Here is a 15044-nt window from a genome sequence, read left to right on the forward strand (position 1 = left end):
GCCCCATACCCGCGCCCGGAGGCTTCCGGCGCGGGCGATGGCAAAAGGCGGCAACGGGGCGACGATCGTCCTGAAGAAGGTCGAGGAAGGCGGGCACGGGCACCATGGCGGTGCCTGGAAGGTGGCCTATGCCGACTTCGTCACCGCCATGATGGCCTTCTTCCTGCTGATGTGGCTGCTCAACGCCACCACGGAGGAGCAGCGGCGCGGCATCGCCGACTATTTCGCGCCGACGAACGTGCTGGGCCGCAGCACCACCGGCTCCGGCGAGCCCTTCGGCGGCCGCACGCCGCATGCCTCCGAGCAGATGACGCAGGACACCGGCGCTGTGCGCGTGGAGCGCGGTCCGCTGCCCGTCCTGCCGGATGTGGAGACGGAGGACGACAGCACCGTCGTCGCCCGCCCCGTGCCGATGCGCGAGGGGCCGGAGGGCGAGGACGAGGAGAACGACCCGCGCCGCGTCCGCACCGCCCGCGCCGATGCGCCGCCCGGTGATGTCGCGCAGGAGGCGCGCGAATGGGACGCCCCGCGCGCGCGCCGCGCCGATGGCACCGGCGAGGCGACCGACCCGCGCAACCTCTCCGACGCCGAGCTGCGCGCCGAGCATGAGCGCCGCGAGCGCGCCGCCTTCGAGCAGGCGGCGGAGGAGATCCGCCGCATGGTCGCCGGCGATCCCGCCCTGGCGGAACTCGGCCGGCAGCTGCGCATCGAGCAGGTGCCGGAGGGCCTGCGCATCCAGCTGCTGGACGCCGACGGCCAGCCGATGTTCGCCCTCGGCGGCGCCGCGCCGAACGAGCGGGCGCGCCAGCTGATCGCGCGCGTGGCGCAGGTGGCCGCGCGGCTGCCGAACGCCATCGCGATCACCGGCCATACGGATGCCACGCCCTTCCGCGGCGGCGGCGACCGCTCGAACTGGGATCTGTCGGCGGAGCGCGCCAACGCGACCCGGCGCCTGCTGGCGGAGGCCGGCCTGGCGGAAGGCCGGATCCGCAGCGTCGCCGGCTATGCGGAACGCCAGCCGCTGCTGCCCGACCAGCCGACCGCCGCCGCGAACCGCCGCGTCGCCATCACCCTGCTGCGCGAGCCGCCCCCGCCACCCCGGCAGGAGGCCGCGGCCCCGCGCGCCGCCGGAACCGCCACGCCATGACCGCGATCGCCGGCTTCGTCTTCCTGCTGGTGATGGTGTTCGGCGGCTACCTGATCGCCGGCGGCAAGTTCGCCATCATCCTGGGCGCCCTGCCCTTCGAGATGATGATGATCGGCGGCGCGGCCATCGGCGCCTTCGTCATGGCCAACAGCATGCACGACGTGAAGCACACGCTCGGCGGCTTCGGGAAGATCCTCAAGGGCCCGAAATACCACAAGTCGGACTACGTCGAGATCCTCTCGCTGCTCTACTGGTTCGTGCGGCTTGCGCAGCAGAAGGGCGCGATGGCGCTGGAGGCGCATATCGAGCGCCCGCAGGAATCCGCGGCCTTCCAGAAATTCCCGAAGATCGCCGGCGACCACCATGTCGTCGCGCTGATCTGCGACTACCTGCGCATGATCGGCATGAACGCCGACGATCCGCACCAGATCGAGGACGTGATGGCGCGGGAGCTGAAGAAGCTGAAGGAGGAGGAGATGCACCCCTCCCACGCGATGCAGACCATCGCCGATGCGCTGCCCGCGCTCGGCATCGTCGCCGCCGTGCTCGGCGTGATCAAGACGATGGGCTCGATCGACCAGCCACCGCCCGTACTCGGCAAGATGATCGGCGGCGCGCTGGTCGGCACCTTCCTCGGCGTTCTGCTCGCCTACGGGCTGATGGGGCCGCTGGCGACGCGGCTGAAGAGCATCGTCGAGGAGGAGGCGAAGTATTTCGAGGTGATCCGCGCCGTCCTCGTCGCGCATCTGCACGGCAATGCGCCCCAGGTCGCCGTGGAGACCGGCCGCAAGATGGCGCCGAGCCATTCCATGCCGACCTTCCAGGAGCTCGAGGAAAGCCTGCAGAACCTGGTGATCGGCTGACCGCGCGTGCCGCTCAGAAGAAGGAGGGCGGCCGCAGGGTGGAGATCCACCACGCGAAGGCCGCCGCCGCCGCGAGCAGGGCGACGGCGAGCAGCGCATGGCCCATGCGCGGCGCCTGCAGCGGCGATTCCCGCGGCACCTCCAGCACACCGGTGACCATCGGCTTCACCAGGTTCCGCCGCAGCAGCACGCGGTAGGCGAGGACCGCCAGCACATGCAGCACCGCGGCGGCGACGATCACCCAGAAGACCCGCAGATGCACCGATGTCGCGGCATCGGCGAAGGCCGGGTCCACGCGGCGCGCCAGCGGACCGCGGCTCATCACCTGGTCGTCGGCGAAGAGCCCCGCGCCGGCCTGGACCAGCAGCAGCAGCAGCAGCAGCAGCACCATCCAGCCGCCCGCGGCGTTGTGCCCGATCTCGACCGGCGCATCGCGCCGGCGCAGATGCGCCAAGTGGCCCAGCGCCGCGGCGGGGCCGCGCAGGAAGTGGGCGAAGCGCGCCGTCTCCGACCCGACCAGGCCCCAGGCGATGCGGAACAGCACCAGCGCCAGGATCGCGTAGCCCGAGAGGAAATGCAGGTCGAAGCGGCCGGTCTCGGCGGTCCACCAGGAGACGGGGAGCAGGATCACGATGGACCAGTGGACCAGCCGCACCCACGGATCCCACACCTTCAGCCGGCGCGTCGCGCCCCCATCCGTCGCTTGCGTCATGCGATGTCCCGCTGTCCTGCCGGCGCACTGTGCTGGGGCAGCGCCGCGCCGGGCAAGTTTCGGTCGGTGACGGTTTGCCGATCGCGCCCGCGGCGGGCAGGAGAACGGCCATGGCGGTGCCGGACCTGATCGAGTCGCTGCAGCTCCAGCGCGGTGCCGCGCTGGGCTTCGTCGTCGCGCTTGGCCTGGCGGGGGCGGCCCGGCTGCTGCGCCGGCCGCTGCCGGCCGGGATCGCCGCCGGCGCCGGGCTGCTCGCCGGCTGGTGGCTCAGCTTCGGCCTGCTGACGGCAAGCCCGCGGCAATTGCCCGAGCGGCTGCCCTTGCTGGTCCTGATGCTGCTGCTGGCGGTGGCGCTGCTGCTGCCGCCGGCGCGGCGCTGGCCGCGCGTCACGTTGCCCGCGACGCTGCTGGGCGCGCTGCTCGCCGGCTGGTGGATGGCCGGCGCGCCGCTGGTGCGGGCCGACCTCGCGCGCGGCGCGGCGGTGCTGGCCGGCGTGGCTGCGGCGAGTTTCCTGCTGGCGCGGGCGCTGGCGCCGCGCTGGTCGCCGGCGGCGGCCGCAGCCGCGCTGCTCGGCGGCCTGCTGCTCGCGCCGATGCCAGGACCACAGGGCGTGCTGGCGGCGGTGCTGCTGGCGGCGACGCTGGCCGCCGCTGTGGTGCCGTCCCGTCAGACAAGCCCGGCCGCCCTTTCGGCGCTTCCCGTGGCCGGCGCGACGGTGGCGCTGGCCTCCCTGCCCGTGATCGCGCGCGGCGCGGCCGCCGATTGGGTAGTGGCGGCCGCGCCGCTGCTCACCGCCGCGGTTGGCATCCCGCTCGGCGCGAGGCTGGCCGGCCGCATGGGCGCCGTGCTGGGCGCAGTGCTCGTCGCGACCGGCTGCGGGATCTTCGCTTTCCTGATACGCTGACACATGTTTGACTTGACTGCCGAGCCGGTTCGGCAGTGTCGGGGGGCTCCGGTAGCGAATCGATGACGGCCAGCGGGCGCGCGCTCCTCATCGTCGTGTTGGTCACCGCGGGCCTGGCCGGCTTCGTGGCGGCGCGCTTCGTGGCCGAGGCCCCGGCACCCATGCCCTCGCCCGCCGCGCCTTCGGCTGCCGCACCGGCGCCCGTCGCGGCGCCGGCATCCGCACCGTCGCCCGCCGCGCCGGTGGCGGAGCCGCGCCGCGCAACGCCGCCGACCGCCGTGGCCGCAGCCCCGCCGGCGGCAACACCCCCGGCCGCGACGACGACGCCGGCCGCCTCGCCGCCCGCCGCCACCGCCGCGACCCAGGCTGCGCCCGCGCCTCAGGAACCGCCGCGCTTCGACGTGGTGCGGGTCGGCGCGCGCGGTGCCGCCGTGGTCGCCGGCCGCGCCGCCGCGGGCGCGGAAGTGCTGCTGATGGAGGATGGCCGGGAGATCGCGCGCGCGCGCGCCGATGCCCGCGGCGAGTGGGTGATCCTGCCGCCGGAGCCGCTGCGGCCCGGCACCCGCCGCTTCATGCTGCTCGCCCGCCTTGGCGGCGAGGAGGTGGTCGGCCCGGACACCGTCGTGGTGGTGGTGCCCGAGCCCGCCCCGGCCGTGGCCGAGACGCCGCGCGGCGCGCCGCCCACCACGCTGGCCGAGGCCGCGCAGCCGCGGGGCGCCACTGCATCGCCGGTGCCGCCGGCGCGCCCCGACCCGGCCCCCGCCGCCACGGACCATGCCGTGGCGCGAGCCCCGTCGATCGCGCCGGCCGCGCCGCCTCCGGCGGACCGGCTCGCCGCCGCCGCACCGGGCCCGGAGGCCGCCGCGCCGCGCCCGACACCGCCCGCCGCCGAGCCGCGCGACGCGGCGCGGAGCGTTGCGGAGGCTCCGGCACCGCGCGAGGAACCGCCCTCACGCCGCGCGGAGACGCCCGCCCAGCCGCTGGTCGTGCTGCTGCCCGGCACGCAGCCGGAGGCCCGTGTGCTGCAACGGGCCGCATCGCAGCCTGGCCTCGCGATCGGCCAGGTGGACTATGACGACGCCGGCAGCATCCGCTTCGCCGGCACCGCGCCGCCCGGCGCCACGCTCAGGCTCTATGTGAACGACCGGCACGCCGGGGATGCCCAGGCGGACGACCAGGGTCGCTGGGCGCTGGCACCCGGCGAGGCCGTGGAGATCGGCCGGCACCGGCTGCGGGTGGACCAGATCGCCGCGGCGGGCGTGGTCGCGGCGCGCATCGAGGTGCCCTTCCAGCGCGACCGCCTGCCGGATGCGGCGACCAGCGACGGACGCATCGTGGTCCAGCCCGGCCACAGCCTCTGGCGGCTGGCGCGCGCCGTCTATGGCCAGGGCGTGCGCTACACGGTGATCTACGACGCGAATCGCGAGCAGATCCGCAACCCGAACCTGATCTTCCCGGGTCAGGTCTTCACCATGCCGGGCATGTCGCCTGAGGGCGCATCGGCCGCGCCAGCCGATTCCAGCCGGTCCAGATAGGGATCGAGGGCCAGCGCGAAGCCCACCATCCGCCCGACCAGGGCGGTGGCCGTGGTCGGCGCCGGCAGTTGTTCCTCCGCCTCCAGCCGCAGGCGATGGTCGGGCAGCAGGCTGAGACGCCAGCCCACCGGAAGATCCGCCGGCAGCGCGCCGAGGGCCGCCAACGTGCCCGCCCGATGCCCCGGGGATTCGGCGGTGTAGGGGATGGCGCCGGCCGTGGCGGTCAGCCGCATCCGCCCCTCCGCGAGCCGCGCCTCGCAGCGGCGCCCGCGCCAGACGAAGCGGAGCGAGGGGGCGGCACGCGGGTGCAGGCTGCCATCCCCCTCGACCAGGAAGGGACCATGCGGGAAGGGCGCATCGGGCGGGCAGGCCTTGCGGCACGCCGGATCGGGGGCGGACGGCATGGCCTCATGTTGTCCGGGAAAGGTGAAGGGACCATAACCCGCCGCATGGACCTCTCCTCGACCATTCGCATGGTGCTGGCGAAGCCGCACCCCGCTGGCCGGCCCTTCATCTGGGGCGGCGCCGCGGTCGCCGTGATCGGCGGCCTGATCCTCGGCAGCTGGCTGTTCTGGATCGGCGCGGCCTTCACCGCATTCTGCCTGTATTTCTTCCGCGACCCGGAGCGCGTGGTGCCGACCCGGCACCATGCCGTGGTGGCGCCGGCCGATGGCCGCGTCGTCTCCGTCGCGCCCGCCGTCCCGCCGGCCGAGCTCGGCCTGGGCGACGCGCCGCGCTGGCGCGTGGCGATCTTCCTCTCGGTGCTCGACGTGCATGTGAACCGTGCGCCGATCGAGGGGCGCGTCACGCGCATCGCCTATCGCCACGGCGCCTTCGTCAACGCCGCGCTCGACAAGGCGAGCGAGGACAACGAGCGCAACGCGCTGGCGATCCGCACGCCGGACGGGCGCGACCTGGCGGTGGTGCAGATCGCCGGCCTGATCGCGCGGCGCATCGTCTGCACCGTGCGGGAGGGCGAGATGCTGGCCACCGGCGAGCGCTTCGGCATCATCCGCTTCGGCAGCCGCACGGACGTCTACCTGCCCGAGGGCGTGCGGCCGATGGTGGCGGAGGGCCAGACGATGATCGGCGGAGAGACGGTGATCGCCGAGCTGCCGCCGCTGGTGCCGCGATGAGCGAGCCGGCGCGGCGGCCCGCCTCGCTGCACCGGCGCCTCGGCCGGCGCTTCCGGCCGCGGACGCGACCGCGCTTCGAGGGCCTGTCCTTCAACCGGCTGATCCCGAACATCCTGACCATGCTCGGCCTCTGCGCCGGGCTGGTGGCGATCCGCTTCGCCATCGACGGCCGCTGGCCGCAGGCGGCGACCTTCATCGTGGTGGCCGGCGTCATCGACGGGCTGGACGGGCGGCTGGCGCGGCTGCTGAAGGCGACCAGCCGCTTCGGCGCGGAATTCGACAGCCTGGCCGACTTCCTCTCCTTCGGCGTGGCGCCGGCGCTGGTGCTGTATCTCTGGTCCATGAACACCATCGGGCCGCTGGGCTTCGTGCCCTGCCTGCTCTTCGCCGTGTGCTCCTCGCTGCGCCTCGCGCGCTTCAACGCGGCGCTGGATGTGGGCCTGGAGAAGCCGAAGCCGGCCTATGCCTACAACTTCTTCACCGGCGTGCCGGCGCCGGCCGGCGCGGGCTGCGCGCTGTTTCCGCTGTTTGCCGCGATCGCCTTCGGCGAATGGGGCTGGGAGGGCTTTGCCGCCGCGATCCGCCATCCGGTGTTCGTCGCCATCGTGCTGATCGCGGTCGGGGGGCTGATGGTGAGCACCCTCCCGACCTGGTCGTTCAAGAACTTCAAGGTCCCGCGCTCCGCGGTGCTGCCGCTTCTGCTCGGCGTCGGCTTCTATGTCGCGCTGCTGGTGGCGGAGCCCTGGGCGGCGCTGGCGGCGGCGGGGATCATCTATCTCGGCATGCTGCCCTTCTCCGTGCGGTCCTACCTGGCGCTGAAGGCGGAGGCCGAGGCGCTGATCGAGGATCCGCCCAAGGCACCCGCCAACCTGCCCTGACCCTCGCGCTTCCCGCCAGGGTGGCGCGGGCAGGCTCAGCGGCTACCGGCAGGTTGTTGCCTATCGGGGGAAGGTCGGTGCAGCATCCTTGCGCGCCTTCGCGGCGCGTTGAGGGAGCGAAAGCACGTGAAACGTCTGCTGAGTGCGGCCGTGGCCGCGCTGTGCCTGGCCGGGCCCGCCCTCGCCCAGGATCCCGCGTTGCTCGAGCGCGGGCGCTACCTGGTCGAGGTCACCGCCGCCTGCGGCAACTGCCACACCCCGAAGGGCCCGACCGGCAACATCCCCGGCCGCGAGTTGGCCGGCGGCTTCACCATCGACGCGCCGCCCTTCCGCGCCGTCGCCTCCAACATCACGCCGGATCCAGAGACCGGCATCGGCCGCTGGACCGACGCCCAGATTGCGCGCGCCATCCGCGAGGGCATCCGCCCCGATGGCAGCCTGATCGGCCCGCCGATGCCCATCGCGTTCTATCGCCACCTGTCGGATCGCGACCTGGCCGCGATGGTCGCCTATCTCCGCACCGTGCCGCCGATCCGCAACGCGGTGGAGAAGAGCGTCTATCGCATCCCGCTGCCGCCGAACTACGGGCCGCCGGTCACCTCGGTCGCCGCGCCGGCCGACAACGCCGTGGCGCGCGGCGAGTACCTGGCCGGTCCTGTCGCCCATTGCATGGAATGCCACACGCCAATGGGCGCCAACGGGCATCTCGACATGACGCGCATCGGCGCGGGCGGGCAGCAATTCCCCGGTCCCGGCGGCGTTGCGGTGGCGCGCAACCTCACCCCGACGGGCCTCGGCCAATGGAGCGACGCGGAGATCGCGCGCGCCATCCGCACCGGCGTCGCGCGAGACGGGTCACGCCTGATGCCGCCGATGGCCTTCTACGCCTATGCGAACATGTCGGACCGCGACATGAGCGACCTGATCGCCTATCTGCGCTCGCTGCCGGCGCGGCAGTGAGGATACGCGGCACCCTGCCGCTGACCGTGGCGGGCCGCGCGGTGACGATCACCGGCGGCCCCTTCGACGCGATCCCGGAGGGCGCCTTCGGCGTCTGCCTGGAAGCCGCCTCGGAGAAGGCGTGGCTGGCCGACATCGCGCTGCCGACGCCCGATTTCGGCCTGCCCGATCCGGCGGCGCTGCGCGCGGCGGTCGCGGCGGCGCTGGCGCAGCTCGAGGCCGAGCCGGAGCGGCCGCTGCATGTCGGCTGCCGCGCCGGCATCGGCCGCACCGGCCTGTTCCTCGCCTGCCTCGCCCGCGCGGCCGGCGTGGAGGGCGATCCGCTGGACTATGTGCGCCGCCACTACCTGCCGCATGCCGCCGAGACGGAGGCGCAGCAGGCGATGGCGCGGGGCTTCACCTGGCCCTGAGGACGCCGGTCAGCCACCCGGTCACGCGCCCGTCGATCAGCAGCAGCCCGAGCGCGATCACCGCCATGCCCGCGAAATGCCGCGGCGCCAGCGTCTCGCCGAGCATCTGCGTGCCGAGCAGCAGCGCGGTGACCGGCACCAGCAGCGTCACCAGCATGGCATTCGTCGCCCCGGCACGGGCGATCAGCGCGTAGAACATCCAGTAGGCGAGCGCGGTCGAGAACAGGCCGAAGCCGACCAGCGCCAGCACGGCGGAAGCCGGCGGCGCGGCGAAGGTCCAGGGCTGGTCGAAGATGAGCACCAGCGGCAGCAGCATCAGCGTCGAGGACAGGCACTGCCCGGCGGCCGTCGGCAGCGGGGCGAGCCCCGCCCGCTTCACGCGCCGCGACCAGACGCCCGAGAGCCCGTAGGAGAGGCAGGCGCCGAGGGCGAGCGCGATGCCGAGCAGCTCCGCGCCATGCCCGGCCGCGAACACCGCGGGACCCGCCAGGATGGCGACCCCGAGCAGGCCGGTGAGCGTGCCAGCCAGGCGGTTCGGCGTGAGCTTCTCGTCCGTGGTCAACCAGTGCGCACAGAGCACCGCGAAGACCGGCGTCGCCGCATTCACCACCGCCGCGAGGACGGAGGGGATGAAGAGCTGCGCCGTAACGATCAGCACGAAGGGCAGCGCGTTGTTGAGCAGGCCCATCCCCGCGCAGGCCATCCACGCCTCCCGCCCACGCGGCAGCGCCAGGCCGAGCAGCCGGCAGGCGAGCAGCAGCGCCGCCGCGGCGATCCCGACGCGCGCGAGCACGATGGTGAAGGGCGGAAAGCCCGTCAGCGCGATGGCGACGAAGTAGAAGGACGCACCCCAGACCAGGGAAAGGGCGAGGAGCAATCCCCATTGCTGCGGCGTCATCGGGCCCGGCATGGCGGTATCTGGGCCCGCTTCGGCCCCGCGCGCCATCCGCGTGTTGCGCGCATCCGGAATGCGCGGTTGCTCCCTCTCCACCCAAAGGGGGGAGAGGGCTCAACGCGCGGGCGTCGCTTCCATGAGCTGCGCGGTCACCATCCGCCGCACCGGCGCCAGCGCCGAGCCGAGCCGCAGCACGGCGCCGCGCAGGAGGCGCGCCGGCGCACGGTCGTCCGTGTAGAGGCTCGCGATGGTGTTGGTCGCGGCGTAGAGCGGCGCCGTCGCGATCCGATGCGCGCGCTCATACCGCAGCAGCCCGCCGGGATCGGCGATGTCGCGCCCGCGCGCCAGGGATGCGCGGATCTCCTTCGCCAGCCGCGCCGCGCCAGCCAGGCCGAAATTGAAGCCATGCGCGGTGACCGGATGCATCCCCACCGCCGCATCGCCCACCAGCGCGAAGCGCGTGCCGACGAAGCGCATGGCGTAGGTGGTCACCAGCGGATAGGCATGGCGCGTGCCGACCAGGCGCATCGCGCCCCAGCGATCCTGCGTGCGCCGCGTCGCATCGGCGCCGAAAGCCTCGGGCGTCATCGCCATGAGGTCTGCGATCTCGCGGGCCGACAAGGTGAGCACGATGGAGGAGACGTCGCCGTTCAACGGCAGCATCGCCACGGTCTGCCCGTGCCCGAACCACTCCGTCGCGACGCCGCCATGCGGCTTCTCATGCGCGACGCGGGCCACCAGCATGGACTTGCCGAGGTCGCGCATGCGCGTCGCGATCCCCATCTGGCGCCGCGCCTCCGACATGCGCGTGTCGGCGGCGACCACCAGCTTCGCGCGGATCGTCTGGCCATCGGCCAGCGTCAGCCGGCCATGCCGCGGCGAGGTTTCCACCGCCGTCACGGCAACCCCCGCCAGCAGTGTCGCGCAGCCGGTCTCGCGCACGCTCTCGTGCAGCGCGCGGCGGATCAGGTGGTTCGGCACCAGCATCCCGAGCGGCGTCTCGCCCGGCGGCGAGAAATCCAGCACGAAGGGGGATGCGCCGTCCTGCACGCGCGCGTGCCGCAGCGGCGCCATTTCGTTGGCCGGGATGCGGTCCCAGGCCTCGATCTCCTGCAGGATTTCCTGCGAGCGATGGGTCAGCGCGATCTCGCGCCCATCGAAGGCGGGATCGGCGATGGCCGCTTCCGGCGCGCGCTCGACCAGCACGACGGAAATCCCGCTGCCGGCGAGCAGCCGCGCGAAGGAAAGCCCCGCAGGGCCAGCGCCGATGACGGCGATGTCGCATTCCATCCCCGAACCCTCCGCGGATCCCGCCCGCGCCGCCATGACCTAGGTCAGGTCCGGCGCTTGTCCACCACGATTCCGGTCGCGGCGAGTTCGGCGATCTGCTCCTCCGTGAAGCCATGCGCGGCCAGGATCGCCGCGCCATGCTCGTTGAAGCGCGGCGGCACCGCGCGGGTGCCGCCCGGCGTGCGGCTCATCTTGATCGGCGTGCCGAGGCCCCGATACCAGCCGAGCTCCGTCACCATCTGGCGATGCGCGGTGTGCGCGGCCTGCATCGTCTCGTCCACATGCAGCACGGGGCCGGCGGGGACGCCGCTGCGCAGCAGCTTGTCGGCCAGCTCATGCCCATCCTCCTGCGAGAGCCGCTCATCGAGGATGGCGTCGAGCGCCTCGCGGTTGGCCAGGCGCAGCGCATTGGTCGCGAAGCGCGGGTCCTTCGGAAGGTCATCCAGGCCAAGGAAGGCGCAGAAGCGCCGGAAAGTCGGCTCGTTGCCGATCGCACAAAAAATCTCGCAGGTCCGCGTGCGGTATTTCGAGTAGGGGCTGATGTTCGGATGCGGGTTGCCGGTCGCCTTGGGCCGCTTGCCATTCAGGAAGTGGTTGGCCGCCTGGGGATGCAGCAGCGCCATGCCGCAATCATGCAGCGTCATGTCCAGGAACTGGCCCTGGCCGCTGCGCTGACGCTCCTGCAGCGCCATCAGGATGCCGATGCAGGAATAGAGGCCGGTGGCGAGATCCACGATCGGCGTGCCCATGCGCAACGGCCCGGTCGTGTCGTTGCCGTTGATGGACATCAGCCCGACCATCGCCTGGATCACCGCGTCATAGCCCGGCAGCGCGCCGAGCGGCCCGTCGGCGCCGAAGCCGGAGACGCGGCAATGCACCAGGCGCGGGAAGCGCTGCGACAGCACCGCGTAGCCGATGCCCCATTTCTCCATGCTGCCAGGCTTGTAGTTCTCGATCAGCACGTCGGCGCCCTCGAGCAGGCGCAGCAGCACCGCGCGCCCCTCCGGCTTCGAGAGGTCGAGCGCGAGCGAGCGCTTGTTGCGGTTCACGCCGATGAAGTAGCTGGCGTCCGCGTCATGGAAGGGCGGGCCCCAGTCACGCACCTCGTCGCCCTGCGGCGGCTCGATCTTGATCACCTCGGCACCGTGATCCGACAGGATCATCGTGCAGTAGGGGCCGCCGAGCACGCGCGTCAGGTCGATCACCTTCAGGCCGGCCAGCGCGCCGGGGGACAGCGCCAGGCCCTTGCCCTCGGTCATGGGCACCGCGTCCGTCATGCCGCCTGTTTCCTTCCGAAGACCCGGGCGCAGAATTCCGGGTAGGTTTCCAGCATCTCGTCGCAGACCGGGCCGCGCAGCAGCGCGAGCTCCGCATCGGTCGGGTCGGGCGTCTCCGGCACCGCATCGGCGACATCGAAGTCGAAGCCGGTGGCCGCGCGGATGGACTGCACGCTCTCGCCGGGATGCACGCTCTCCAGCGCGAATCGCGCGCGGTCGGGGTGGAAGCGGAACACGCAACGCCCCGTCACCAGCGCCTGCGCCGTGCCGCGGCGAAACACGCCGGGCGGCGAGACGCCGGGGGCGGAGACGTTGTCCACACGCTGCACCAGCACGCGCGGCGAATGCTCCTCGCGGAACAGGATCGTACGGGGCGTCATGAAATACATGAAGGCGCTTCCGAAGCTGCCCGGGAAGCGCACGCCGGTGCCGGGCCATTCGCCGGTGCCGACCAGGTTGATGTTCGCCTGGCCATCGATCTGCCCGCCGCCGAGGAAGAACAGGTCGATGCGGCCCTGGCCGGTCAGGTCGAACAGCTCGCGCGAGCCTTCGGTGAAGGGATTGCCCGAACGCTTGTGCAGCAGGGAGAGTCGCACCGGATGGCCCTGCTTGCGCAGCAGCCAGCAGGCCGCGGCGGGAATCGGCGAAGCGGCGCCCACCGCGATGTGCCGCGCCGGCGGCGCCGCGGGGTCCAGGATCAGTCGCGCCAGCGTGGCGGCCAGGCGTTCCTCGGGCTGGATGCTCATTCGGCGGCCTGTGCGCGCGGGGCGAAGACGAAGCGATCGAGGTATTCGCGGAAGCCGGCTTCGGTCTTCGCCAGCCGGGCGTATTCCGTCACATGCGCCGCGTCGAAGCCGTATTCGTCGAGCAGCGCCACGGGATGCGCACCGCGCTCCGCCACCGCGATCGCCTCGATGTAGGTGGCGCTGATGCAGCCGGGGGCGAGGCGCTCGTCTTCCAGCATCGAGCCCGGCACGCGGCGCTCCACCGTCACCAGCACGCGCCGGGATGCATGGGCGAGGGTGGCCAGTTCGCGCCGGCGCCCGACCCAGACATTCCCTTCGTCATCGGCCATCACGCCGTGGATCGCCGCGACGTCGGGCGATTTCGCGGGCAGCAGGACGATGCGGTCCTCGGTTTCCGAGAACGGGTTCTGGATCACCTGCCAGTCCGGCCGGTTCGCCAGGATGTCGCTCCCGATGATCCCGCGCAGCGGCATGAAGGGCACGCCCTTCTCGGCCGCCTGCAGCATGGTGTGGATGGCCGGGCAGGTCGCGTCGCGCACCGTGATGGCGCCGGCCTTCAGCGCGGCCGTGAAGCGCGGCGCGAAGCCGGCCTCGCCGAGCGAGACGGCGCTGGTCTCCACCTCCGCCACGCAGCCGGCGCCGATCAGCAGGTCGGTCGCGAAGCCCGAGACCGGCACGCCGAGCAGCCGCAGCCGCTTCGCCCCGCGCCGCACCAGCGCGCGCGCCAGGGCGACCGAGGGCAGCGAATTGTCGGGCGGCAGCGCGAGCAGCGCGCCATCCGGCACGGTCGCGGCCAGCGCATCGGCATCCTGCAGGAACATGCGGGCCCTCCTTCGGCGGACCTACCTACAGGCTGGCCGGAGCGACGCGAAGGGGTCACGGGGCGCCCCGCAGCCGCTACATGGCGGGACGGGAGAAGGATCGCCGCCCATGCCAGCCCAGCCGGTCACCCTGCACGGCCCGCGCGTGACGCTCAGGCCCTGGCGCCTGCCGGAGGACCTCGACCCCCTCTTCGCCATCAATGGCGACCCCGCGGCCATGCGCTTCTTCCCCAATGTCCATGACCGGGCCGAGAGCGATGCCTGGGGGACGCGCATCGCCGCGGATTTCGACACCCGCGGCTGGGGCTTCTGGGCCGTCGAGCTGCCCGGCGAGGGCATGGTCGGCTCGGTCGGGATCAAGCCCGCGCCCTTCGAGGCCGAATTCACCCCCTGCACCGAGATCGGCTGGCGCATCGCGACCCGCCTGCAGCGCCGGGGCCTCGCCGAGGAAGCGGCGCGGCTTGCATTGGCCTATGGCTTCGGCCCCGCCAGGCTCGACCGGATCGTCGCCTGGACGCCGCCGGCGAACGAACCCTCCTGGCGGTTGATGGAGAAGCTCGGCATGCGGCGGGACAGGATCTTCGACCATCCGAGCCTGCCGCCCGGCCACCCCCTGCGGCCCCACCTGCTCTACGGCATAGACCGGGCGGACTGGATCGCGGACCGCTTTCCCTGACCCCGCCTTCTTGTCGCCGCAGGGGCGGGTTACCAATTCTTTATGATGCGGCGCGCCCCCCTGGCCTTCGTCGTGATGCTTGCGGCCCCGCTGCTCGGCGGCGCGGCCTCGCCCGGCCGCACCGCGCCGGAACTGGAGGCGGCGGGCTGGCGCAAGGTGCAGTGGCACGGCATCCGCCCGGCGGAGTTCGCCGCAACGGCGGATGGCGGCGTCCGGCTATCGGCCCATGGCCAGGCAAGCCTCATCGCACGGCCGTTGCAGGGCGCGCCGGCCTGCCTCTCGTGGCGCTGGCGGGTGGATTCGGGGCCGCCACCCACCGACCTGACCCGCCGCGGCGGCGATGACCGGGCCGTGGCCGTGGCGGTCGGCTTCGCCGGCTTCGGCCCCCAGGCGGGGTTCACGGTGCGCGCCCAGCATGCCGCGGCGCAGATGGCCAGCGGCCAGTCCCAGCTGCCGCGCAGCGTGCTGATGTATGTCTGGGGCGGCACCGGCCAGGAGGGCAGGACCGGGCCCGGCGGGTTCTTCGCCAGCCCATGGAGCCAGGGCCTTTCGATGATGCGGGTGGTGCGCCCGGCTCAGGCCCCGCGCGGGCAGTGGGTGGAGGAACGGGTGGACCTCGGCGCCGATTGGCGGGCGGCCTTCGGCGGCGACCAGGTGCCCGCCGTGATGGAGGTGATGATCTCCACCGACAGCGACGACACCGGTGCCCGGGTCGAGGCGCAGGTCAGGGACGTGCGGCTCGGCCCCTGCCGCTGACGATCCGGCGCCGGCTTGCTTTGCAGGCGCCCTCTCC

17 protein-coding genes are annotated in these 15044 nt (G+C 73.0%); 10 read left to right on the forward strand and 7 right to left on the reverse strand.

Going from position 1 to position 15044, the window contains the following annotated elements; translation table 11 throughout:
• The first annotated feature begins 37 nt into the window (after window positions 1-37).
• Window positions 38-1147: a flagellar motor protein MotB gene (locus tag DFH01_RS03145; RefSeq protein ID WP_109868921.1), complete on the forward strand. Its 1110-nt coding sequence runs from the start codon at window positions 38-40 to the stop codon at window positions 1145-1147.
• Window positions 1144-2010, forward strand: a complete 867-nt coding sequence (gene motA / locus DFH01_RS03150; protein ID WP_109868922.1) for a flagellar motor stator protein MotA — start codon at window positions 1144-1146, stop codon at window positions 2008-2010. The genes DFH01_RS03145 and motA overlap by 4 nt, the downstream gene beginning before the upstream one ends.
• Window positions 2011-2023: 13 nt before the next feature.
• Here the strand turns inward: motA and DFH01_RS03155 are convergent, their stop codons facing one another.
• Window positions 2024-2722, reverse strand: a complete 699-nt coding sequence (locus DFH01_RS03155) for a cytochrome b/b6 domain-containing protein (protein WP_109868923.1) — start codon at window positions 2720-2722, stop codon at window positions 2024-2026.
• 110 nt (window positions 2723-2832) lie between these two features.
• Here DFH01_RS03155 and DFH01_RS28045 point away from each other — a divergent pair, with 110 nt between their 5' ends.
• On the forward strand, window positions 2833-3627 hold the full coding sequence (locus DFH01_RS28045) for a hypothetical protein (RefSeq protein WP_158287598.1): 795 nt from the start codon (window positions 2833-2835) through the stop codon (window positions 3625-3627).
• Between the two features lie 62 nt (window positions 3628-3689).
• The gene (locus DFH01_RS03165; RefSeq protein WP_109868924.1) at window positions 3690-5162 is read left to right on the forward strand and encodes a LysM peptidoglycan-binding domain-containing protein; all 1473 of its coding nucleotides are present in this window, start codon (window positions 3690-3692) and stop codon (window positions 5160-5162) included.
• Here the strand turns inward: DFH01_RS03165 and DFH01_RS03170 are convergent.
• Window positions 5087-5566 (reverse strand): hypothetical protein, encoded by a 480-nt coding sequence (locus tag DFH01_RS03170; protein ID WP_109868925.1) that lies wholly within the window; start codon window positions 5564-5566, stop codon window positions 5087-5089. The genes DFH01_RS03165 and DFH01_RS03170 overlap by 76 nt on opposite strands.
• Window positions 5567-5611: 45 nt before the next feature.
• Between DFH01_RS03170 and DFH01_RS03175 the strand changes: the two genes are divergently transcribed.
• From DFH01_RS03175 to DFH01_RS03190, 4 genes are all read left to right on the forward strand, one after another.
• Window positions 5612-6298: a phosphatidylserine decarboxylase gene (locus DFH01_RS03175; RefSeq protein WP_109868926.1), complete on the forward strand. Its 687-nt coding sequence runs from the start codon at window positions 5612-5614 to the stop codon at window positions 6296-6298.
• Window positions 6295-7176 (forward strand): CDP-alcohol phosphatidyltransferase family protein, encoded by an 882-nt coding sequence (locus DFH01_RS03180; RefSeq protein ID WP_109868927.1) that lies wholly within the window; start codon window positions 6295-6297, stop codon window positions 7174-7176. Before DFH01_RS03175 ends, DFH01_RS03180 begins: the two co-directional genes overlap by 4 nt.
• 126 nt (window positions 7177-7302) lie before the next feature.
• Window positions 7303-8136, forward strand: a complete 834-nt coding sequence (locus DFH01_RS03185; protein ID WP_199231118.1) for a c-type cytochrome — start codon at window positions 7303-7305, stop codon at window positions 8134-8136.
• A complete protein-coding gene (locus DFH01_RS03190; protein ID WP_146216982.1) occupies window positions 8133-8546 on the forward strand; it encodes a phosphatase domain-containing protein in 414 nt (137 codons plus the stop codon). The genes DFH01_RS03185 and DFH01_RS03190 overlap by 4 nt, the downstream gene beginning before the upstream one ends.
• On the opposite strand, the gene DFH01_RS03195 is transcribed toward DFH01_RS03190, so the two are convergent.
• The 5 genes from DFH01_RS03195 to DFH01_RS03215 all read right to left on the reverse strand — a co-directional run bounded on the left by DFH01_RS03195 (window position 8533) and on the right by DFH01_RS03215 (window position 13575).
• Window positions 8533-9456 (reverse strand): DMT family transporter, encoded by a 924-nt coding sequence (locus tag DFH01_RS03195; protein ID WP_233255938.1) that lies wholly within the window; start codon window positions 9454-9456, stop codon window positions 8533-8535. The genes DFH01_RS03190 and DFH01_RS03195 overlap by 14 nt on opposite strands.
• Before the next feature lie 99 nt (window positions 9457-9555).
• The gene (ubiM, locus tag DFH01_RS03200) at window positions 9556-10731 is read right to left on the reverse strand and encodes a 5-demethoxyubiquinol-8 5-hydroxylase UbiM (protein ID WP_109868930.1); all 1176 of its coding nucleotides are present in this window, start codon (window positions 10729-10731) and stop codon (window positions 9556-9558) included.
• Window positions 10732-10775: 44 nt separating this feature from the next.
• Window positions 10776-12008, reverse strand: a complete 1233-nt coding sequence (locus DFH01_RS03205) for a CaiB/BaiF CoA transferase family protein (protein ID WP_109868931.1) — start codon at window positions 12006-12008, stop codon at window positions 10776-10778.
• Window positions 12005-12754 (reverse strand): CoA-transferase, encoded by a 750-nt coding sequence (locus DFH01_RS03210; protein WP_109868932.1) that lies wholly within the window; start codon window positions 12752-12754, stop codon window positions 12005-12007. The genes DFH01_RS03205 and DFH01_RS03210 overlap by 4 nt, the downstream gene beginning before the upstream one ends.
• Entirely contained in the window at window positions 12751-13575 is an 825-nt protein-coding gene (locus tag DFH01_RS03215) for a CoA transferase subunit A (RefSeq protein ID WP_109868933.1), read from the reverse strand. The genes DFH01_RS03210 and DFH01_RS03215 overlap by 4 nt, the downstream gene beginning before the upstream one ends.
• A gap of 109 nt (window positions 13576-13684) precedes the next feature.
• Here DFH01_RS03215 and DFH01_RS03220 point away from each other — a divergent pair, with 109 nt between their 5' ends.
• Entirely contained in the window at window positions 13685-14251 is a 567-nt protein-coding gene (locus DFH01_RS03220) for a GNAT family N-acetyltransferase (protein WP_109868934.1), read from the forward strand.
• 45 nt (window positions 14252-14296) lie between these two features.
• The gene (locus tag DFH01_RS03225) at window positions 14297-15007 is read left to right on the forward strand and encodes a DUF3047 domain-containing protein (RefSeq protein ID WP_158287599.1); all 711 of its coding nucleotides are present in this window, start codon (window positions 14297-14299) and stop codon (window positions 15005-15007) included.
• The last annotated feature ends 37 nt before the right edge of the window (window positions 15008-15044 follow it).

Source organism: Falsiroseomonas bella (genome assembly GCF_003173615.1).
GTDB lineage: Bacteria > Pseudomonadota > Alphaproteobacteria > Acetobacterales > Acetobacteraceae > Falsiroseomonas > Falsiroseomonas bella.